Source organism: Citromicrobium bathyomarinum (assembly GCA_001306305.2).
Taxonomy (GTDB): domain Bacteria; phylum Pseudomonadota; class Alphaproteobacteria; order Sphingomonadales; family Sphingomonadaceae; genus Alteriqipengyuania; species Alteriqipengyuania bathyomarina.
In genome coordinates, this window is record CP155577.1 from 2,423,105 (window position 1) to 2,443,990 (window position 20,886).

The following is a 20,886-nucleotide window of genomic DNA, read 5'->3' on the forward strand; positions in this document are numbered from 1 at the left end:
CTTGCGCATCCGCTTCCTCGGCACATCCGTGCTCGCCATCGCCGCCACCACGGCTTCGCCAGCCCTTGCGCAGGACAAGGTATCGCCAGTCGAAGCCGAAGCTCGCGAGACGGTTAGCGAAGACGTCGTTCCGCTCGACGATAACGTGATCATCGTCACCGCCGAAAAGCTGGGCCGCACGCTCGACGAAACCAACTCCTCGGTGGTTGTCTACACCGGGCAGCAGCTGGAAGAGCGCAGCATCGACGATCTCTACGATGTCGCCCTGCGTACCCCCAACGTCGTCCAGAGCTTTGGCGAAAAGGGCTTCGCGATCCGCGGGATCGACCAGCGGCTGGGCGCGGGCGCGGGCCTGCTGGTGACCACGGTGGTCGATGGCGCGGCAATGCCCAACAACCAGTCGACCTTCTTCGGCCCCTATTCGACCTGGGATGTCGCGCAGGTCGAGATTCTGCGTGGCCCACAGGGGACCACACAGGGGCGCAACGCGGTCGGCGGGGCGATCATCGTCAACACTGCCGATCCGGTGCTGGGCGAATTCTCGGGCAAGGTGCGCGGCTCCTATGCAGAGCTGAACACCTACCAGGCAGCAGCCGCGCTCAACGTGCCCGTAGGCGACAGCATCGCGCTGCGCTTCGCCGCTGATCGCCGTGCGAGCGACGGCTATGTCTACAATCCCACCCGGGACGAGGACTACGACAAGCGCGAATTCACCAATCTGCGCGGCAAGGTGCTGTTCGCCCCGGGAAGCAACTTCACCGCGATCTATACCCTCAACTACACCGACAACACGGGCGGCGAAGACCTGATCGACTACGCGCGCTTTCCGGAAGAACGCGTCAACCTCTCCAACGACCCCGCCAGAGAAGGAGCCGAAAGCTGGATCCACACGCTGGAACTGGGCCTCGACCTTAACGATGCGCTGTCGCTGACCTCGATCAGTTCCTATTACACGCAGGACTATCTGCGGCAGGAGGATTTCGACCTCAGCCCTGCCGATCTTGGCAATATCGACCGCACCCAGGACGACGAGAATTTCCAGCAGGAAATCCGCCTGAACTACGACGCGGGCGGACCGCTGAGGGCCGTGATCGGCGGATTCTACGGCCGCTACAGCAGCGACGTGGCCGACACGGTGCAGGTGCCGACCAGCTTCGTGAACCCGGCGCTGCCTGCAGGATCGGTCTTCCAGGATCGGCAGATCGCCAATGACGAGGAGAACTGGGCGCTGTTTGGTGAGGTCGAGTTCGACGTCTTCGAGCGCCTCACCCTGATCGCGGGCGCACGCTACGATAGCGAAACACGCCAGAATTCCTCGCTCGCATCGACCTCTGCGGTCGCCGACAACGCGGCGTTCCAGCCGTTTCTCGACCAGATCATCTCGCGGCTCGCCCCCGACGTATTGCTGGAAACCGATACGGATTACAGCGCCTTCCTGCCCAAGGCGGGGCTTCGCTATCGCCTTTCGGACAACGCGACGATCGGGTTCACCGCGCAAAAGGCCTATCGCGCGGGCGGCAGCGGGATCAGCGCAATCTCGCAGACCGTCTACAACTATGATCCCGAACACACCTGGACCTATGAGGGATCGCTGCGCGTCCACACGCCAGACCGGAAGTTCAGCGTCACCGCCAACGTGTTCTACACCGACTGGTCGGACCAGATCGTCAACAAGCTGATCGATCCCAGCCAGCCGAACGATTCCATCGCGGTCAACGCAGGTGCCTCGCGCTTCTACGGCGCGGAACTCCAGCTCGAGGCGCGCCCGACCCGGAATCTGATGATCTATGGCGGGCTCGGCCTGCTCGACACCAAGTTCACCGACTACGTCACCGATGATGCCGAATTCGATGGCAACGCCTTCCCCTACGCGCCGCCGGTGACCATTTCCGCCGGGTTCGACTATCGCCATCCAGCGGGTTTCCGACTGCTGGGCGACGTCAACCTCGTTGACGACCACTTCTCCGACTTCATCAACGATCCGGCCCGCTCGACAAGCGTGGGCGGCATCGAGACATGCACCGCAAGCCCGTGCAACAGTCGGCAGGTCGCGATCCCCTCCTACGTGGTGGCCAACCTGAAGGCGGGCTACGAAGGCTCGTTCTTCTCGGTCTACGCTTTCGCGCGCAATCTGCTGAACGAGCAGTACATCACCCAGCTCCAGCCGCAGGGCGACGCTCGCTCAGCCGAACCGCGAGTGGCAGGTATCGAAGTCAATCTGAGCTTCTGACCGGGCCCGGGAGGGGCTTTGCATGCGCCCCTCCCCCGCCTCTCTCGCTCATCTCAAATCCTCACCAGGCAACGGCGCGTGGGGCCACTCCCGCGCGCCCAAACCTGCGCGCAAGAAATCGCAAGCCAAAAGAACAATAATAGCGTAAGGGGCCTTCAACATCGCCGACCGGCAGACGCTCGACGATACCCCATCCCATATAGTCGATGGCCACTTTCAGCCGCATGAGGCGTCTGCCGCGCGTGCATTGCTTGCCAAGGTTTTGATATGAATTTCTCCGAACTCCCCGACACCCTGCAGACCGCCCTTACAGAGCGCGGCTATTCCGAGCCGACCGATGTGCAGGCCGCCGTCCTCGAGCCCGAAGCGCGCGGCCGCGACCTGGTCGTCTCCGCTCAGACCGGCTCGGGCAAGACGGTTGCCTTCGGGCTGGCCGTCGCGCGCCAGCTGCTCGACGAGAATGGCAAGGTGCCGTTCGCGGTCGCGCCGCTCGCGCTGGTGATCGCCCCGACACGCGAGCTTGCGCTGCAGGTCAGCCGCGAACTCTCGTGGCTCTACGCCAAGGCGGGTGGGCGCGTCGCGACCTGCGTGGGCGGGATGAACCCGTCCGCAGAGCGCAAGGCACTGCGCTCGGGCGCGACAATCGTCGTCGGCACCCCGGGTCGCCTGCGCGACCATCTGGAGCGCGGTGCGCTCGACCTCTCGGCCCTGAAGGCAGTCACGCTCGACGAAGCCGACGAGATGCTCGACATGGGTTTCCGCGAAGAGCTGGAAACGATCCTCGACGCGACGCCCGAAGGCCGCCGCACGCTGTTGTTCTCCGCCACCATGCCCAAGCCGATCGAGGCGCTGGCCCGGCGGTACCAGAACAACGCGCTGCGCATTTCGACCGTCAGTGCCGATCGCGGCCACGGAGACATCTCCTACGAAGCGGTCGTCGTCTCCCCGCCCGAGGTCGAGAACGCGGTCGTCAATCTGCTCCGCTATCACGAGGCCGAAACCGCGATCCTGTTCTGCGGGACGCGCGAAAAGGTCCGCCACATGCACGCGACCTTGCAGGAACGCGGCTTTGCGGTCGTCTCGCTTTCGGGCGAGAACTCGCAGTCGGAGCGTAACCAGGCGCTGCAGGCGCTGCGCGACCGGCGGGCCCGTGTGTGCGTCGCGACCGATGTCGCCGCGCGCGGGATCGATCTGCCCACGCTGAGCCTGGTGGTTCATGTCGAAATTCCGCGCGATGCGGAGACGCTGCAGCACCGCTCGGGCCGCACGGGCCGTGCAGGCCGCAAGGGCACTGCGGTGCTGGTGGTCCCGTTCTCGCGCCGTCGCCGGGTGGAGCAGATGCTGCGCAACGCCAAGATCGACGCCAAGTGGACCGACGCACCCGATCGCGAGGCGATCAGGGCCAAGGATCGCGACCGCCTGATGCAGACCCTGCTGACAGCGGTGGAGCCCGATGAAGGCGACACCGAACTGGTCGACGCCCTGCTCGCGCAGCGCACCCCGCGCGAACTCGCGGCGATGCTGGTCGCCTCGCACCGGGCCAAGATGCCCGAACCGGAAGACCTGATCGCCAACACGCCCGAGGCACGGCGTGCTGCACAGGCGGAAAAGCACCGTCCCGGTTTCGAGGATACGGTATGGTTCAAGATGGACATCGGCCGTCGCCGCAATGCCGACCCGCGCTGGATACTGCCGCTGCTTTGCCGCCGCGGGCACATCACCCGCAACGAAGTCGGCGCGATCCGGATCGGCCCGGACGAGACGTTCTTCCAGATCCCGCGTGCGATCGCGGACAAGTTCTCCGCTGCCGTCGCCCGCACCGCCGATGACGGGGCCGATGGCGACGACATCCGCATCGAAGCATCGGCCGAGGCTCCGCGAGATGCAGCGCGCGCCAACCGCAAGGGTCCGCCTCAGGGTCGGCACAACGGAAAGCCCAAGCCGCATCGCAAGAACAACGACGCGGGCGCACGGCCCGGCCCGAAAGGCAAGGGCGCGCCGAAGAAGGCTCGCCCGCGGGATCGCTGAATGGGTGGCGAGCCGGACGACGGCGAGCCCCCTCGATCCAGCGCATTGCCCTAGAACGTGATGGACACCGAACCTCCGAAGGTTCGGGGGTCCGAACGGAAGGTGTTGTAACCGATGAAGCCATAGCCCGAGACCGCGTAGTCGCGGTTGGTAAGGTTGCGACCCCAGATGCTTATCTCGATCCCGGACCTCTCGAAGGCCAGGCTTGCACGGCTTGCCAGCGTGAGCACATCGCCCTGGCTGCGCTCGGGCAGGCCCGACGGATCGAGATAGAAGCGACTGCGGAAATTGGCGCTTCCGCTGAGCCCAAGCCGGACGTCGCGGCTCACCTGGGTCTGGTAAGCGACACGGGCGTTGGCCGAGAATTCCGGTGCGAATGGAAGTGGCTGGCCATCATACAGGTCGGCATTCCCGCCTACCGCGCTATCCTGCCGGATACGCGCCCGGTTCCAGACCCCTCCCAGTTCAAGCGCGAGGCCCGACAGGGGCGTCCAGCCCAGCTGCGCTTCGACACCATAGGACCGCGCTGCATCGAGGTTGGAGAGCGAGTTCGAAACGATGCTCGATCCGTCCGGCAATGCGAATTCGACGAAGATCCTCGCCTGCGGGTCTTGGTAGTCGCTGTAGAAACCCGCGAGGGAATAACGCAGCGTAGCCGTCTTGCCCTTCACTCCCGCCTCGATCGTCGTGACGGTCTCGGCAGCGAACAGTCCTTCGTCGGCGTAATGCAGTGCGTTGTTCGCGATCTCGCCATTGAAGCCGCCCGACTTGTAACCATTGGCGATGGAGACATAGGCGTTTGCGCCTCCGAAGGCGTAGCTCAGCGCAGCGTTACCGCTGAGCCGGGTCGTCTCGATCACATTGCCGCCACTTGCCGGGCCCAGGCCATCGCGGTTGTTGAGCGCGCGCACCCCGTCGCGGAAGACATGCACACCCTCGCCCTGCCCGCGAATATCCTCGTAGGTCAGGCGAAGCCCCGCGGTGAGCGTCAGCCGCTCGGTCAGTTCGAGTGTGTTGTAGGTGAACGCGGCGAGCGACACACGCTCCTGTGCAATATCGGTCACCAGCGTCGAAGCGGGCGAAGTGCTGGCCGGGGTCGGCCCCACACGACCTGATGCACCGACATAGTCGCACGAGCCGACGAGCGTCTGCGGATCGAGCTCGCCGCACCAGATGGTGTAGCGCTGGCTGAAGTCCTCCAGAGAGGCCGAAACACCCAGCAGCACCGACCCGCCGGTGAATTGCCGGCTCAGCCGCGCTTCCTCTGAGAATTGCGCAAAGTCGCGCGCGTAGGAAAGGTTGGCGTTCAGCGAAGGGTCGCCGAAAGGCGCCGCCGTTCCGTCGAAGTCGAACCCGTAATTCTGGCGGTAGCCCTCGAACGCCGTGAGCGAGAATAGCTCCCAATCGCCCAGAGGGGCCGTGTACTCCGCCGACACGCCATAGAAGGCATTGTCGCTGTTCTGCACACCATCGCCTGCCGACTCGATCTGATGCGCCCCGAGTTCGAGCGAGGAGTTGCGAGGCATCGTGTTGATCCCTCTGTCTTGCTCGTAGTGCCCTCGCAGCAGCAGGCTCGGCCCGCCCCGATCGAGCAATGTCGAAAGGCGAATGCCGAACTCGTCCGTTTCTCCGCCCGCCTCGGCCGGACCGGCGACATTCTCCAGCACTGGCGAGCGACGCACATAAGTGGTGGCAAGACGCGCATAGGCCCCTTCGCCGATGCGTCCGCCGAACGCGGCATCTAGATCGAAGCGATCAAAATTGCCGTATCCAAAGCGCGCGTAATTCGCGCCCTCGGCATCGGGCCGACGACTGATGAGGTTGACCGCTCCGGCAGACGCATTGCGCCCGTAAAGCGCGCCCTGCGGCCCCTTCAGCACCTCGACCCGTTCGAGGTCGTAAAGCAGCGCGCTGGTCTGGACATTGGTCGCCTGGAAGACGCCATCGGCATAAACGGCTGCCGCGGTCGGGGTCAGCGCCTGATGGTCGACCGCCCCGATGCCGCGAATCTGGAAGGCAACCTGCGTACCATTCGCCACCGCCGCTTCGACCCCGGGCAGCAGTTCGGCGAGGTCTTCGGCACCTGTGGCCCCCTCCGCCTGCTCGAGCGCAGTCTCATCGAGCAGCAGGACCGAGCCGGGGACGCGCTCGATCAACAGAGGCTGCCGCGTCGCAGTGACCACGATCGCCTCGTTGCCGGAGCGGAGCTCCTCGTTTGCCTCTTGCGCCATGGCACCAGCAGGGATGCCGCAGGCAACCAGCGAGAAGACGGCGTAACCGGAGGATTTCATAAGAAACTCGTCGATGAGGACACGCCGCAATCTGGCGCGCGAGCGCCCTAGTCCCTCACCGCAGAACGCGGAACATCTCTCTTCCAGTTCTGCACACCCGCTCGCCCGGAGCGTCGGAATGCAGGCAACGGCGGACACTTCAACGCCATGGGAGGGAAAATCAATCCGATCCAATGGTAGCGGAGGAGGGACTCGGAAAATCTAGCCAAGATGTTGCGAAAAAAAGCAATTCGTACAAGCGTCTGGCAGAAATACCCCCATCAGCACCCCCACCATGTTTCCGTTTCGACGAATGGTCTCGAAGATGGGACGAACCGAAATTCCGCCGCCAATCGATTAACATCGAATTTCGATTGCGTAGAGACTTTCAAGGTTTGGTGGTCGGTGGGGGATTCGCCAGTTCCGCGTAGATGTGACTAGGTCCGACCTTCGGTGGGATCGGCCCTAAGCCGGTCCGGTCTTCACCTATTTGGGCGGCATCCGAATTGCGCCATCGAGCCTGATGACCTCTCCATTTAGCATCGGATTGGAAATTATCGCCTCAACCATTTGGGCAAACTCTGCAGGGCGGCCGAGTCGGCTCGGATGAGGAACTTGTTGACCGAGTGCGTCCTGAACCTGCTTCGGAAAACTTTCGACCATTGGTGTCAGGAAGACCCCTGGTGCGATTGCGGCCACTCTGATGAGAAGCTGAGAAAGGTCGCGCGCGACCGGCAATGTCAATCCAACTACTCCGGCCTTGGATGAGGCGTAAGCAGCCTGCCCGATCTGTCCGTCAAACGCTGCTACGCTGGCCGTATTTAAGATGACGCCCCTCTCTTCTCCGAGGGCCGGCTCGGCGGCAAGCCGAGCTGCAAACTGCGAAAGAACATTGAAAGTTCCAATGAGGTTTACCTCGACCGTAGCGCGGTAGGTATCGAGGGAGTGAGCGATATTCTCTCGCCCAACAGTTTTCATGCCCGGCGCTATGCCCGCACAATTCACCAATATTCTTGCAGGTCCGTGTGCAGCTTCCCCACGTTCCAGCCCCGCTTTGACGCTTGCCTCATCGGTCACGTCCACCATGTGAAAGACAACTCCGAGTGCGTCCGCTGCGGAACGTCCTTCACCCTCTTTCACATCGAAAATTGAGACCCTCGCCCCTTTCGACGCTAGCAACTGGGCAGTAGCCAGACCCAAGCCGGAGGCACCGCCGGTGACAATGGCCGGTATATTTTCGAGTTCCACGTTCCGTACTCGAAAGTCTTCAGGATGTGCGATCAGCCGTCTGGGACGACTATCCCATGGGGATATCGATCGGAACGACGCGCATTTCCGGTGGAATGTTATCCGACCCGATCACTTCGTCGATCGTCTGCTCGTGATGATAGATGAAATGTTCGGCCCAACACACGGGGATCCCGTCGATACCGCCATTGGCCAGTGCCTGATGCATTCCGGCGAGCGCTTCGAGATCTTCCCCGATGAAACTCCGGAAGAATGTAAGCGTGCTTTCGTCGAGCTGCGGGTCGTCCTTGCCGCTGCCAGTCTTGACGAAGGTAACCTCCACCTTGGTGCGACCCGGATCGATCGGCCAGACCATGACGATCGGAAACAGATATTCGGCAATCGGGAAGGTTGCATTCGGGAACACATTATAGCTGCGCTGCGCAAGCTTGGAAATTTCCGCAAGCTTGGCTTCCTGCTCTTCCGCCGTGTCGTTCTCCGACTTGAAGAAGGCCGCCCCCATGCCGCGGGTCAGTTCGCCTCTTGATTTGATGGCGATGGCGGTGTGGCCGTTCTTGACCGCCTGCAGAGCGGAGGTCTTGGCGTCGATGACCTTGTCGATCGTGTTCTCGTGGACATATTTCGCATGGTAATTCTCCGCGAAATTGTCCTGTACGCATTTCCAGTTGCAATCGACCTCGAAGCTGAATCGGTCGAATAAGGTGAGGTCGTCTAGCGGGACATCTGCCCAAAGCGCCGGTATATCGGTCAAGTATTCCATCAGCGGCTCGGCATCGAGATCGAAGTTCACGAAGACGAGGTTGCCGAAAGTTTCGCAACGCAGATCCTTCAGGCTTCGCTTCTCTTTTTTCAGGTCGGAATAGTAATGCTCATCCGGCACGAACTGCAAATCACCCTGCAAATCGTAGGTCCAACAATGGTAAAGGCACCGCATGTTGGGGGCGATGCCCGCCTCGTCCTTCATCAGCTTGGAACCACGATGCTGGCAGACGTTGTGGAACGCGCGTAGTTCGCCGTCCTTGCCGCGAATGACAACGACCGGACTGTCGTTCAAGGTATAGGTTCGATAGCTGCCCTTTTCAGCGAATTCGTTCGCCAGTCCAACGAAGAGCCACGTTTTCGACCAGAGATGGGCCTTCTCGAGGTCGTAGAATTCCTGGCTCGTATATCGTGCAGCGGGAATGTCAGGCATTGCGGGAAAGGCCTCGGGATACCTCTTGGCCTTCATGTTCTCCGTGACGACTTGCCACATGGATTGAATGCGCTCGGGCGTCTCGATGGTCATGATCACTTTCCCTAGTTTATGGTCTGGACACAGCTTTGCATCCGGATGCCCTCTTTCGCCATCCCCCTAGGGGGGGACCGTGCCGCGTCCCGTCTCGAAGGGACAGTGATGCAGGAAAAACCAGACTAGGGTCCTTCGTACGACGAATTACAGGGGACCGAATTTGCCTCAGATCTTGACGAACTCCGCAAACGCGCTGGACGGCTTGCTGTTCGATGGGATGACCATCGTAGCGGGAGGGTTTGGCCTTTGCGGGATCCCCGAAAACCTCATCGAAGCGCTTCGCGACAGCAATGTGCGCGATTTGACGGTCATTTCGAACAATGCCGGTGTCGATGAATTCGGACTAGGTCTGCTCCTTCAGACGCGCCAGATACGTAAAATGATCAGCTCTTATGTCGGCGAAAACAAGGAGTTTGCGCGGCAATATCTTGCAGGGGAACTTGAGCTGGAATTCAATCCGCAGGGCACTCTTGCCGAACGCATTCGCGCCGGAGGCGCCGGCATCCCCGCCTTTTATACCAAGACCGGCGTTGGAACATCAGTGGCACAAGGCAAGGAAGAACGTGTCTTCAATGGTGAGCGATACCTGATGGAGACCGGCCTGTTCGCGGACCTGGCGCTGGTGAAGGCGTGGAAGGCCGACAGCAAGGGCAACCTCCTGTTCCGCAAGACAGCGCGCAATTTCAATCCGATTGCCGCGACTGCGGCAAAAGTCACAGTGGTCGAGGTGGAGGAGCTGGTCGAGGTTGGCAAGATCGACCCGGATCAGGTTCACACGCCCGGTATCTATGTCGATCGGATCCTTACCGGACAATCGTTCGAAAAACCGATCGAGCAGCGCACGGTCAGGGCGGGAGCATGAGCATGGGCTGGACAAGAGAACAAATGGCCGAACGTGCGGCGCGTGAGCTGAGTGATGGTGACTACGTCAACCTTGGCATCGGCGTTCCCACGCTGGTACCAAATTTCATCGATCCGGCGATCGAAGTGACATTCCAGTCGGAAAACGGCATGCTCGGTGTCGGCCCCTTTCCTACTGAAGAAGAGGTCGATGCCGACCTCATCAATGCCGGAAAGCAGACCGTTACCGCCTTGCCCGGCGCGTCCTTCATGAATTCGGCTGAGAGCTTCGCCCTTATTCGTGGTGGTCACGTCGATCTGTCGATTCTTGGCGCCCTCGAAGTGGCCGAGAATGGCGACCTCGCAAACTGGAGCATTCCTGGCAAGATGGTCAAAGGCATGGGCGGAGCGATGGATTTGGTCGCCGGTGTCGACCGGATCATCGTCCTGATGGATCATCTGGCGAAAGACGGCACTGCGAAGTTTCGCAAGACTTGCGAACTACCGCTCACGGGCGCTGACGTGGTGGATATGCTCATCACCGACCTGGCCGTGTTTGAACGTAGGGGCCGCGGCTCGGAGATGTTCCATCTGCTCGAGCTTGCACCTGGAGTTGATCTGGAGACCTTGCGATCGAAGACCGAAGCCAGCTTCATCGCCTAGATTGCTTGAAGGCGTAACCGGCGCAAAGGCACGGATACTGATTTGTCATTGCACCGGTCATTGAGGCCCGACGATATGGCGATCACCAAGTGACATCCCGTCAATCTTTCTGAGCTGACAAATGGGTCGGATCAGTCTTGCCCTATCCGGCTGGAATGATCGAGAGAAGGCAGGCGACTCGTCATTCCGCCATCGACCGTAACCGCCTGGCCAGTCACATACGCTCCTCCATCGCCGGCAAGGAAGAGAGCAGCTGCGGCAAGATCGGCTGGATAGGAATATCTTTCAAGCACGCTTGCAGCCGACAGATACGCCCGCCCCTCGGGGGAATCCTCTGGGGCGAACCAGTCTCGGGTGATGCCGGTGAGGGTATTTGCCGGATTGATACAGTTGACCGTCACGCCGCTATCGCCGAGCTCGATGGCGAACCCCTTCATCAGTCCGGCCACCGCATGCTTTGAGACGACATAGGGACCCTGTAGCCGAAGACCGTATTCGGCGCAGACCGATGCAATCGTGATGATACGACCGCGCAGACCTGCCTGGCGCAACAAAGGTGCGCAGGCGCGCGAAATCCTGAAGACAGCATCGACGTTCACAGCGAACACCCTTCGCCAATTCTCGTCCGAACAATCTTCAAGCAGCGCAAGTTCGCCGGGAATGCCGGCGTTGTTGACCAGAATATCGAGACCTCCAAGCTCATGACACAGGCCTCGACCAGAACTTTTGGCGCATCGTCCGCGGACACGTCGACTTGGAGCGGTGTGACACCAGCCCGTCCATCGAAACCCTCAGCCAGCTTTTCTGCGTCAAGGTCCACGGCAAGCACCTCTGCGCCCTGATCAATGAAGCACTCTGCGATGCCTCGACCGATTCCATCGGCCGCGCCGGTCACCAGAGCTCTACGTCCTTGAAGCTGTTTCATCGTTCCACCTGCCAGACTCTATTGCCTGCATCAGTTCATCCAGAGCCCGCCATCAACGTTGAGGGTCTGACCTGTCACGAATGCGCTCTCGTCGCTGGCAAGAAACAGCACGGCACGCGCGCAATCTTCCGCGGTGCAGATACGGCCCATCGGGGTCATGGAGAGTTGCATCTCCTTTACCGTCGGTCCGTCGACAGGAAGCCTGCCCGCGTAATCGCGTTGGACCTGGTCCCACATCTCTGTTTCGACCGCGCCGGGGGCAATCGCATTCACCCGGATGCGGCTTGCCGCCAGTTCGCTTGCACATCCCTGGGTCAGACTAATGACCGCAGCCTTGCTGGCGGAATAGGCAATAGACCCTGCCGTCGCACGACGACCGGCCGCAGAGGCGACATTGACAATTGCTCCCCCCCTGCCTGCTGCCGTCATGGATTGCGCCACCGCTTGCGTCATGAACGCAGCGCCTTTCACATTGACGGCGAACAGCCTGTCCCATTCGGGTTCGGTAATCTCGGGCAGAAACTGCATGCGATAGATGCCAGCGCAGTTTACGAGGATATCGATCTTGCCTGCTTCCTCGCAAACGGAACCGACGACGCTGCCGACATTCTCGATGTTTGACACATCGAGAGCGCGGATATCCCATGCAGCACAACGGTCAGGTCTCACCTCGGCGAGGCGGGCGCTGTCCAGATCGGTGGCGAACACGCGGGCCCCTGCACGCTCAAGGCACAACGCGATCTCGGCCCCCACGCCACCGGCCGCGCCAGTGACCAGAGCAGTTTGCCCGCTCAAATCGCAAGGGGCAGAAAGGTCAGCCACTCATGCGCCTTGGCGGAGCGAGAAGTCTGCGGGTCGCTTCTCCACGAAAGCTGCGAGCCCTTCCCGCCCCTCCGGCCCGGTCGCCTGCGCTTTCACGCTTGCCGCTTCACGCCGCATCTGGCTCGCCGGGTCAGCGCGATAGCTGTCGAGGAGCAGTCTGCGGGTCGCCGCATTTGCGCTAATCGGGCCGCGCGCCAGTGCGGCGGCGACTTTCACGGCTTCGGCCTGAAGATCAAGATCCTCGCCGTCGACAACCCGCGTGACGAGACCTAATGCTACTGCCTCTTCGGAGGAAAGCCTGCGGTTGGTAAGCGCCATTTCCTGCGCGAGCCGAAGACCCACCAGCCTCGGCAGAAGCCAGGTCGATCCGCCATCGGGCGAGAAGCCGATCCCTGTATAGGCCATCGAGAAATGCGCTTTCGGCCCGCAGAGCACGATGTCGCCGCACAGCGCCAGTCCCAGCCCGCCCCCGGCCACCGGCCCGTTCACGGCAGTGACGAGAGGTTTTTCCATTTCAAGCAGGGTCTGGACTGCGGCATGCAAAGACGTGGTGAGGGTTTCGATGACCTCGCCCACCTTTTCTGCGGCCTCCAACATGGCCGAAATATCGCCGCCCACGCAGAAGAAACGGCCGGAGCCCGTCAGGAGAACGCAGCGAACCGAAGCGTCTTCCGCGAATGACTGCACGGCATGCAGAAGCCCGTTGGCCAGTTCGATGCTAAGAGCCTGACTCAGAAGTTTATGCGATCTGGCAGTGGCTTGCGATGAGGCGGGTGAGGCGGCGGATGTGGGCGATGGTAGTCCATGCGGTGGAACTTTCGATAGTTCTTTCCCAGTCCTTTGCGAGCCGTCGACATCTGCCGAGCCAGGCGAAGGTGCGCTCGACCACCCAGCGGCGCGGGAGCAGAACAAAGCCCCTGGCGGTGTCGCAGCGGCGCACGATCTCGAGCGTCCATTGCCCATGCCCTTGAAGCGCGCCGATGAGCTTGTCGCCTGCGTAGCCCCCATCGGCGAAGAGGTGGCGCAGCCACGGGAAGCGGTAGCGGATTGCCTTGATGAGATCGACCGCCCCGTCGCGATCCTGAATGCTGGCAGCGTGGATGGTGACGAACAACATCAGTCCGAGCGTATCGGTGATGATGTGACGCTTGCGTCCCATGATCTTCTTGCCCGCATCGTAGCCCCGTGGGCCGCCACTCTCGGTGGTCTTGACGCTCTGGCTATCGATCACCCCGGCGCTGGGGCTGGCCTCGCGCCCTTCGATCTGGCGCGCAGCCATCACCAGCAGGTGATTGATCGTCTGCCATAGGCCGCTGTCGCGCCAGGCATAGAAATAGCGTTGAACCGTCGAGAGCGGAGGGAAATCCTTGGGCAGCATCCGCCATTGGCAACCGCTTGTTGCCAGATAGAGGATCGCGTTCATCACCTCGCGCAGGTCGGCGCAGCGCGGCCTGCCGCCAGGTTTCGCGGGCGGCAACAGAGGCTCGATCAAGGCCCACTCGGCATCGCGCAAATCGCTTGGATAACGTAGACCCGGGCGGCTATGCTGCTGCCGGGAGGTATCGGTCCACATCGCTTATTCCTCGGTCGTTTCTGGCGAAACCCCGGAATCAGCGATGCACCAGCGCGTCAAGCGCAACCAGCTGATATCTCCCAACTACTTTTGAAGACAGGCTCTAAGGGGATTGCCTTTGTCGGGCGCGGCGAGCGTGATCTTTCCCACCCCGTCTTCGATTGTCGTCACGATGGGCGGGGATGCAGTGTCACTCATGAATGGCTCGCCTTCCTATGCTGCGCGACTGTTCGCAATCGACGCATCGGCACCCTTGATGATGTCGGCTGCCTTTTCCCCGATCATGATGGCCGTCGCATTGGTGTTTGTGCTGGTGATGGCCGGCATGATCGAAGCATCGGCGATGCGAATGCCCGTGAAGCCTTTGACCATCAGGTCAGGACCGACCACTGCGCTATCATCGTCGCCCATGCGGCATGAACCAACTGCGTGATAGCCAGGTGCGACATGCTTGCGGATGAAGCTGGCCCATTCGTCGTCACTCGACGGGACCGGATTGGGATTTCGATCCGCGACGACGATCTCCTGCATGGCTTTCGTTTGATAAAGCCGGTCGACAAAGCGGCAGCCCGCGACAAGGGTTTTCATGTCTTCGGGGTCGCCGAAAAACTGATGTTCCACTCTCGGCTCGCCATTTTCCCCGAGAAGCACTCGCCCCCGACTTTTGGGATGACATACCGACGCATAGAGCGTCACGATCTTTTCCTTCGGCAACCCGCTGGAATCCCATGCCTCGGCGTTCGGGTCCGCATCGTATCCGAGTGGCATGAAATGCACCTGCACATCGGGTTCGTCCAGATCGGGATCGGTTCTAATTAACCCCATCGCCGGTACGGCCGGCGTAGACAGGGGCCCTGTACGGTTCAGCAGGTAGCGCAAGGCATATCCGGCCACGTGCCAGGGCCGCATACGGCTGTTAAGCGAATGTCGGTTGATGAACTTGTTTTGCCCGACACCTGGATGCTCCTGCAGGTTCGCGCCGACACCGTCTCGATCGGCGATTACGTCAATCCCCAGATCCGACAGATGATCGGCAGGACCGATGCCCGAGCGCATCAGCAATCCGGGAGTGCCCATTGCTCCTGCAGAAAGGATCACTTCGCGGGAAGCCTTGGCCTTCATAGTCTGGCCGTCCTTCACGAACGAAATGCCCACGGCCCGGCGCCCGTCGAACAGGACCTTGCGAGCCTCTGCACCCGTCAGGACGGTCAGATTGGCGCGCCCTTTTGCTGGGCGGAGGTAGGCCTTTTCCGTGCTGCACCGCCACCCGTCCCGTTGAGAGCCGTGCGTGAGAAACACCCCGTCAAGATTACCGTCCTGATATTCGTCGAGTGTCGACATGCCGGCCTGGTTGCAGGCCTCAAGGAAGGTATGGGTAAGTGGATGGTATCCATCGCGCATCGGTGAGGTCGATTGAGGGCCGTTCGATCCATGCGCCTGGTTGGGCTCCCCAGCCCAGCCTTCCGATCTGAGGAAGTAGGGAAAGACGTCCGCAAATCCCCAGCCCTTCGCCCCTAGCTCCTCCCAACGGTCATAATCGCGACGGGTGCCACGGACATAAACCATTCCGTTGATGGCGCTGCCTCCACCCAGGCCCTTGCCTCCGGACCAGGCGAACTTGCGCCCCTCGATGGTCGGATCGGGAGACTGCGCATAGGTCCAGTCATATCGCTTGTTGCCGATCAACTGGACGACTCCTGCGGGGATCTGCACGATCAGGGAGCTGGTGTTCCCGCCCGCTTCGAGAAGCAGAACTCGCGTCCGACCATCCTCGCTCAGGCGGTTGGCAAGAACTGCCCCCGCACTTCCTCCGCCTACAATCACGAAGTCAGCCTGAAAAACGGCGTCCTGGCTCATGTCGAATGCTCCTTGGTCTTTTGTCTCGCTTCGGAAGCCATCAGGAGACTGCGACCTGTGTCAGTCGATCTTCGCGCAATTGCTGTCGGCGTACCTTGCCCGCGTCGTCGCGCAGTCGCTGACGGGTGAATTCGAAACTTCGAGGGATTTTGTAGGTCACAATCCTCTCTCTCAGGAAAGCAACCAGCGTTTCACTATCGGGTTCGTCGAGCCCGTGTGCTTCGAGATCCTCGACCACCTGCACGATCGCATGTACCCGTGCGCCCAAGTCGGAATCGGGCAGGCCGATCACGACAGCTTCAGCTACAGCCGGGTGCGCCATGAGCGCCCCTTCGACTTCCGCGGGAAAGACATTGGCCCCGCCTGACACGATCATATCGGTGCGGCGATCGGCAATGTAGAGATAGCCCTCATCGTCCATCCATCCGAAGTCACCAATCGTTTCAAAGCCTCCGGCAATAGTCCTCCGCTCCGCCCCGATATAACTGTAAGTGGACCCAGCTCCGCTTGCAGGCAGCGCGAAAATCTCGCCGATCTCGCCCTGCGGCACTTCGGTACCCTCGTCGTCGACGATCTTTATTTCGCTGCCGACAGCTCGGCCTACGGACCCGCGATGCTCGAGCCATTCCGTTCCGTTGAGGATTGCCGTCACGATCCCTTCGGTGCCGCCATAGAGCTCCCAGATCGTTTCCGGGCCCAACCAGTCGATCCACTCCTGCTTGAGCTCGGGCGGCATCGGCGCGGCCCAGTGCCAGACGGTCTTAAGCGAGGACACATCGTACTTCGACCTGACCGCTTCCGGGAGGCGCGAAATGCGCATCATCATGGTAGGAACGAAGCTGGTCCAGGCTATCGAGTGCTCGTCGATGAGACGAAGCGCCTCTTCGGGATCGAAACGCTCCATGCCGATAACCGGATGACCTTCGAACAAGGCCTGAAGGTTCGTTGTCATCGGCATGTTGTGATAGATTGGCCCTGTGGCGAGGATTGGTCCCTCGGACGGAAATCGCAGGGGCGGCTTCTTCTCGTCATCGAAAGCATTCGGACCAGGCGACACGATAATCTTCGGGCGCCCCGTCGACCCTCCGGACGACATCGCCTTCCAATTGTCGGCGAGCACTGGCTCCAAGGGCGAAAGATCATCGCAATCGCTACCCAAGTCGGCGGCGAATGCCCCGAGCGAACTCTGCAGATGAGGATCGCTTGCTACGACCATGGCGGGCTTGGCAACTTCGATGATCGCTCGCAATTCGGCTTCGGGTAGCCGATAGGAAACGACGTGCGGTGTCGCGCCAATGCGCCAGAGTGCGAACAACCACTCGTAGATATGCGAGCCATTGGGCAAGGCAAGCGTCACCAGATCGCCAACCCCTAATCCGCGTTCTCGCAGAGCGTGAGCGCGGCGAAGCGAGCGAGCCGCTAGCTCACCCCAGGTAATGACATCGTCCCCATGCCGAATTGCCCATGCGTCGCGGCCATGCTTTGCAGCGCCGCGAGCGGGAATTTCTGCGAGCATAATCAACGCCACGCGCAGGCCCTCCAATCAATAATCAAGACGTTCACGATGCGTCCTGCTTGCGGTCATCGTTGCGTTTGAACTTTTCGCGAACCGCCGGCGGCAGTCCGGTCGGGTCGATCGGCAGACCGAAAACCTGTTCGTTGTGCGAGTGGCTGAGTTGGTGAAGCGCGAAGCTGGTGTTCATCGCAGACACGCGACCTTGCGCATCCTGCGCCGCATTTACCGCTTCCTTCAGAAGCTTGAGCGCAAAGGAAGGCTTAAGCGAAATCTTCCGTGCCAGATCGAGTGTGGATGCCTCCAACTCCTCAAGGGGCACGACGTGGTTGACCATGCCCAGTCGGTGCGCCTCACTGGCATCTATGTAGTCGCTCGTAAAGAGCATCTCCTTCGCTTTACGAATGCCAAGCTCCCAAGGATGCTGAAAGAATTCAGCTCCCGCAATTCCTATCGCAGCAGTGTTGTCTGCGAACATCGCATCGTCTGACGCGACGATGAGGTCGCACGGCCAGATGAGCATGAGGCCACCGGAAATGGCTTTCCCTTGAACCTGTGCGATTGTCACCTTCGGAATGTTGCGCCAACGTTCGGACAGGCCGAGAAACATCTCTTTCTCGATGCCCATTCTGCCTTCCGCACCGCCGCAGCCGAAACCGCACCAGGTACCAACCGGATCCCATTGCTCCATGCCGGCCATGAAGGCATCCATGTCCAGGTCGTGACCGGCCGAAAAATGAGGCCCACGCGCCGCAAGAATAATTACCTTAATTGCGTCATCGCGCGTGCACAGATTGAACGCATCGTTCAACTCGTACAACATAGTCGAACTTTGCGCGTTGCGCGCCTCGGGCCGATTGAGGACAATCCTCGCTACAGCGTCCGCCGGATGCTCGAGAAGGATTGTTTCAAAAGATCTGCTGGCAGTGTTCGACATTGGCATCCTCGCAAAAAATGAGAGGCCGGCGCAAGGGAGAGGAGATGCGCCGGCCCCTTGGTCGGCTCACGAATTGGCTTCGCGGCCTTCACCTGCTTCGGCGCGATCCTTCGGATAAAGGCGGCGCAGAGTCTTGTAGTGATCGCTTTCTTCGTTGCTTTTGTCCCAGACCATCCAGCCGCGATCGAGGTGAGCGAGCGCCTGCAAGGCCATGCCGTATCCGACCCCAACCTGGTCATTGAACAACTGTTTCCAGCGATCGACAAAGCACTGGCGCGTATATCGCAGCGTCAGGTCATCATAGGTTGCCATCTGATGCGCGAGCTCCATGGCGCGCGGCATCAACTGGTCGGGTTCGAGCACTTCGTTGACTACGCCAAGCTGAAGAGCTTCCTGAGCATCGATGTGCTGCCCCGTCATAAGGAAGTATTTCGCGCGGTTGATGCCGATTAGCTCCTGCCAAAGAATATGAACGCCATCGCCGGGGACTTCACCTGCAGTAAAATGTCCTTCGTCAGCAAAACGGGCTGTTGTCGAAGCGAGATTGATATCTCCTAGGACCATCAGCTCACCGTGGATCAGCGCCGGTCCATTGCAGGCACAGATGATCGGCGCCTCGATCTCGAACATCCGGCGGAACATCATCTTCTCGCCCCAAGACGGAACGTCGAAATCGCGCGGTGTCGTGATCGGGGCGCCCCATTCACCATGACGGTCGATGAAGACATCGCCAGTGCCTGTGAAGACGACAACGCGATTGCCGCGGTCATTGCCGATATCCGTGAAGGCAGGCGCCCATTCCTGGTGATGCTGCGCGCCGTACAGTACGGGACCATCATTGCTGTGCCAGCGCACAGTCAGTACCCCGTCATCAGTTCTGTCGAACTTCAGGGTCTCGTATTTATCGAAATATTCCGGGCGCGTTGCCATTGTAATCTCCGTTCGTGTTCAAAAAAGCTGGGTGCCAATCAGGCGATGACCATTCCCCCGTCCACCGACAGGGTGGCGCCGGTGAGGTAGGATGCTTGCTCGGAGCAGGCCCAGACGACGGCCGAGGCAATCTCGTTCGATGCCCCCGCCCGCTTCATGGGGACCGAGCCCTGCACATATTCGTCGATACTGAAAAAACCCTCGTCGGCCTTCTTTTCCAGCATCGGAGTCCGGACGACGCCCGGACAGACGAGGTTCACCCGGATGCCTTGCTCGGCATATTCGAGCGCAGTCACCTTTGTGAGGCCGACCAGCGCATGTTTGCTGGCGACATAGGCTGAAATATAGGGTGCGGCCCGTAGCGAAGAGACCGAGCCGGTGTTGACGATCGCGCCCCCGCCCGAGTTCAGCATCGCCTGGATCTCATGCTTCATACACAGCCAGACGCCAGTCGTATTGACCGCAAATATCCGATCCCAGAGTTCACGTGTGCAATCGACCGTGCTGCCTGTGTCGGGAGAAATACCGGCATTGTTATGCGCGGCATCGAGTCGCCCATATTTCTCGACAACGGTTGCAATGGCATTCGCCACCGACGCTTCGTCGCTCACGTCGGTTTTCAGGACCAGAGCCTCGCCTCCGCCGTCCACGATGAGTTGAGCCGCCTCCTCCGCCATGATCGCATCATGGTCAAGAATTGCCACGCGAGCACCACACTCGGCAAAACCAAGTGCCGTAGCCCGTCCGATGCCGCTGCCGCCCCCCGTGACGAGGGCGACACGACCGGTAAAATCGATATTTTTCAATTACTCTCTCCCGTCCCGTGACTTCTTTTCGGGATTACTTGCGCATGTGTTCCGGGAGACGGTCATCGGGGATCGGTGGCCGGTAATCACTCGACTGGCCATTGGTAATGCAAACACGCTGCAAGGTCCGGGTCTTGCCTGGAACTAGGCCGCCACGCGCGTGATGGAATGCCTGGTTCGACCAGATCACGAGGTCGCCATTGCGCCAACGATGCTCATAAATATTGTCATCATTGTAGAGATGCTCATGCAGTTCCCCGATGAGTTCCTCGCTCTCCGCCTCGCTGAGACCGACGATCAGGGCAGTGTTCTGCTGTGTGGCATAGAGCACTTCCCAACCCGTGATCGGATCGACATGGATGATGTCATGTTCGGCGCGTGGCGCGTCTTCGGGATAGCCCTCAATCCGCTGACGTCCGGTCAGACCTTCCTCGCTCGCAGAAAAAAGGTTAAGCCCCTTGAGATCGCGCAGCCGGTCGCGCGTTTGCGGCGACAGCGATTCCAGTGCCAGCTTGCCGCTGGCGAACCGGGTCCAGGTCTCTTCATACGGCACTTCGATACCATGCAGCGAGATGCCAAGCAGCGGGACCGGAGTGTAGATGAAGTCGGAATGGAAAGAGACTTCGGAATCGCCCAGCAGCCCATCTTTCCGGGTGTTCGAAACGTAGCCGACGGTCGTGAAATCCTCGAGCAACGGGCCGAGGCGGGCCATCACGCGCTTTTGTTCGTCCTGGCTAAGCTCCTGCTCGCGAAAAACAAGGAACCCGTGTTCCTTGAACAAGTCAGCGACCTTCTCGTCGTTTGACGGATCGTTGAGATCAAGGTCGACTTCGACACCAAACGGCGTGATTGGGTCGACCTTTACCGATGAAGTTGTTGGCATCGTTCTACTCCTTGCGCGTTTTGTTCTCGACGGGTCGGACAGCTCTGCGCCACGAGCGGTCTGGCCAAAGACT

18 protein-coding genes are annotated in these 20,886 nt (G+C 60.6%); 4 read left to right on the top strand and 14 right to left on the bottom strand.

The annotated features are described in order from the left end of the window. Position 1 precedes the first annotated feature (1 nt). Both VO57_012170 and VO57_012175 read left to right on the top strand, forming a co-directional pair. Complete coding sequence (locus tag VO57_012170) at positions 2-2,230, top strand: TonB-dependent receptor (GenBank protein XBL68886.1); 2,229 nt, start codon at positions 2-4, stop codon at positions 2,228-2,230. 267 nt (positions 2,231-2,497) lie between these two features. Further along, a complete protein-coding gene (locus VO57_012175; protein XBL68887.1) occupies positions 2,498-4,258 on the top strand; it encodes a DEAD/DEAH box helicase in 1,761 nt (586 codons plus the stop codon). 50 nt (positions 4,259-4,308) lie between these two features. On the opposite strand, the gene VO57_012180 is transcribed toward VO57_012175, so the two are convergent. The 3 genes from VO57_012180 to VO57_012190 all read right to left on the bottom strand — a co-directional run bounded on the left by VO57_012180 (position 4,309) and on the right by VO57_012190 (position 9,061). Then, the gene (locus VO57_012180; protein XBL68888.1) at positions 4,309-6,549 is read right to left on the bottom strand and encodes a TonB-dependent receptor; all 2,241 of its coding nucleotides are present in this window, start codon (positions 6,547-6,549) and stop codon (positions 4,309-4,311) included. Between the two features lie 465 nt (positions 6,550-7,014). Continuing rightward, a complete protein-coding gene (locus VO57_012185; GenBank protein XBL68889.1) occupies positions 7,015-7,776 on the bottom strand; it encodes an SDR family NAD(P)-dependent oxidoreductase in 762 nt (253 codons plus the stop codon). A 49-nt stretch (positions 7,777-7,825) separates the two neighbouring features. Continuing rightward, positions 7,826-9,061, bottom strand: a complete 1,236-nt coding sequence (locus VO57_012190) for an aromatic ring-hydroxylating dioxygenase subunit alpha (GenBank protein ID XBL68890.1) — start codon at positions 9,059-9,061, stop codon at positions 7,826-7,828. Between the two features lie 175 nt (positions 9,062-9,236). Here VO57_012190 and VO57_012195 point away from each other — a divergent pair, with 175 nt between their 5' ends. Together VO57_012195 and VO57_012200 are read left to right on the top strand one after the other, a co-directional pair. Further along, positions 9,237-9,926 carry a CoA transferase subunit A gene (locus tag VO57_012195; GenBank protein XBL68891.1) on the top strand — a complete coding sequence of 230 codons (690 nt, stop codon included), beginning with the start codon at positions 9,237-9,239 and terminating at the stop codon, positions 9,924-9,926. Between the two features lie 2 nt (positions 9,927-9,928). Further along, positions 9,929-10,567 (top strand): 3-oxoacid CoA-transferase subunit B, encoded by a 639-nt coding sequence (locus VO57_012200; GenBank protein ID XBL71334.1) that lies wholly within the window; start codon positions 9,929-9,931, stop codon positions 10,565-10,567. Between the two features lie 131 nt (positions 10,568-10,698). On the opposite strand, the gene VO57_012205 is transcribed toward VO57_012200, so the two are convergent. From VO57_012205 to VO57_012255, 11 genes are all read right to left on the bottom strand, one after another. Then, positions 10,699-11,277, bottom strand: a complete 579-nt coding sequence (locus tag VO57_012205) for an SDR family oxidoreductase (protein XBL71335.1) — start codon at positions 11,275-11,277, stop codon at positions 10,699-10,701. Continuing rightward, positions 11,163-11,492, bottom strand: a complete 330-nt coding sequence (locus VO57_012210; protein ID XBL68892.1) for an SDR family NAD(P)-dependent oxidoreductase — start codon at positions 11,490-11,492, stop codon at positions 11,163-11,165. Before VO57_012210 ends, VO57_012205 begins: the two co-directional genes overlap by 115 nt. Positions 11,493-11,522: 30 nt before the next feature. Next, on the bottom strand, positions 11,523-12,314 hold the full coding sequence (locus VO57_012215) for a glucose 1-dehydrogenase (protein XBL68893.1): 792 nt from the start codon (positions 12,312-12,314) through the stop codon (positions 11,523-11,525). Continuing rightward, positions 12,315-13,001 (bottom strand): enoyl-CoA hydratase-related protein, encoded by a 687-nt coding sequence (locus VO57_012220; protein ID XBL68894.1) that lies wholly within the window; start codon positions 12,999-13,001, stop codon positions 12,315-12,317. Between the two features lie 52 nt (positions 13,002-13,053). After that, positions 13,054-13,887: an IS5 family transposase gene (locus VO57_012225; protein ID XBL68895.1), complete on the bottom strand. Its 834-nt coding sequence runs from the start codon at positions 13,885-13,887 to the stop codon at positions 13,054-13,056. A gap of 213 nt (positions 13,888-14,100) precedes the next feature. Beyond that, entirely contained in the window at positions 14,101-15,744 is a 1,644-nt protein-coding gene (locus VO57_012230; protein XBL68896.1) for a GMC family oxidoreductase N-terminal domain-containing protein, read from the bottom strand. Between the two features lie 40 nt (positions 15,745-15,784). Continuing rightward, positions 15,785-17,287: an AMP-binding protein gene (locus VO57_012235; protein XBL68897.1), complete on the bottom strand. Its 1,503-nt coding sequence runs from the start codon at positions 17,285-17,287 to the stop codon at positions 15,785-15,787. 16 nt (positions 17,288-17,303) lie between these two features. Further along, entirely contained in the window at positions 17,304-18,194 is an 891-nt protein-coding gene (locus VO57_012240; protein XBL68898.1) for an enoyl-CoA hydratase, read from the bottom strand. Positions 18,195-18,260: 66 nt separating this feature from the next. Continuing rightward, entirely contained in the window at positions 18,261-19,124 is an 864-nt protein-coding gene (locus tag VO57_012245; protein XBL68899.1) for an enoyl-CoA hydratase/isomerase family protein, read from the bottom strand. A gap of 38 nt (positions 19,125-19,162) precedes the next feature. Beyond that, positions 19,163-19,930, bottom strand: a complete 768-nt coding sequence (locus VO57_012250; protein XBL68900.1) for a glucose 1-dehydrogenase — start codon at positions 19,928-19,930, stop codon at positions 19,163-19,165. Between the two features lie 34 nt (positions 19,931-19,964). Beyond that, entirely contained in the window at positions 19,965-20,813 is an 849-nt protein-coding gene (locus VO57_012255; GenBank protein ID XBL68901.1) for a TauD/TfdA family dioxygenase, read from the bottom strand. Positions 20,814-20,886 lie beyond the last annotated feature (73 nt).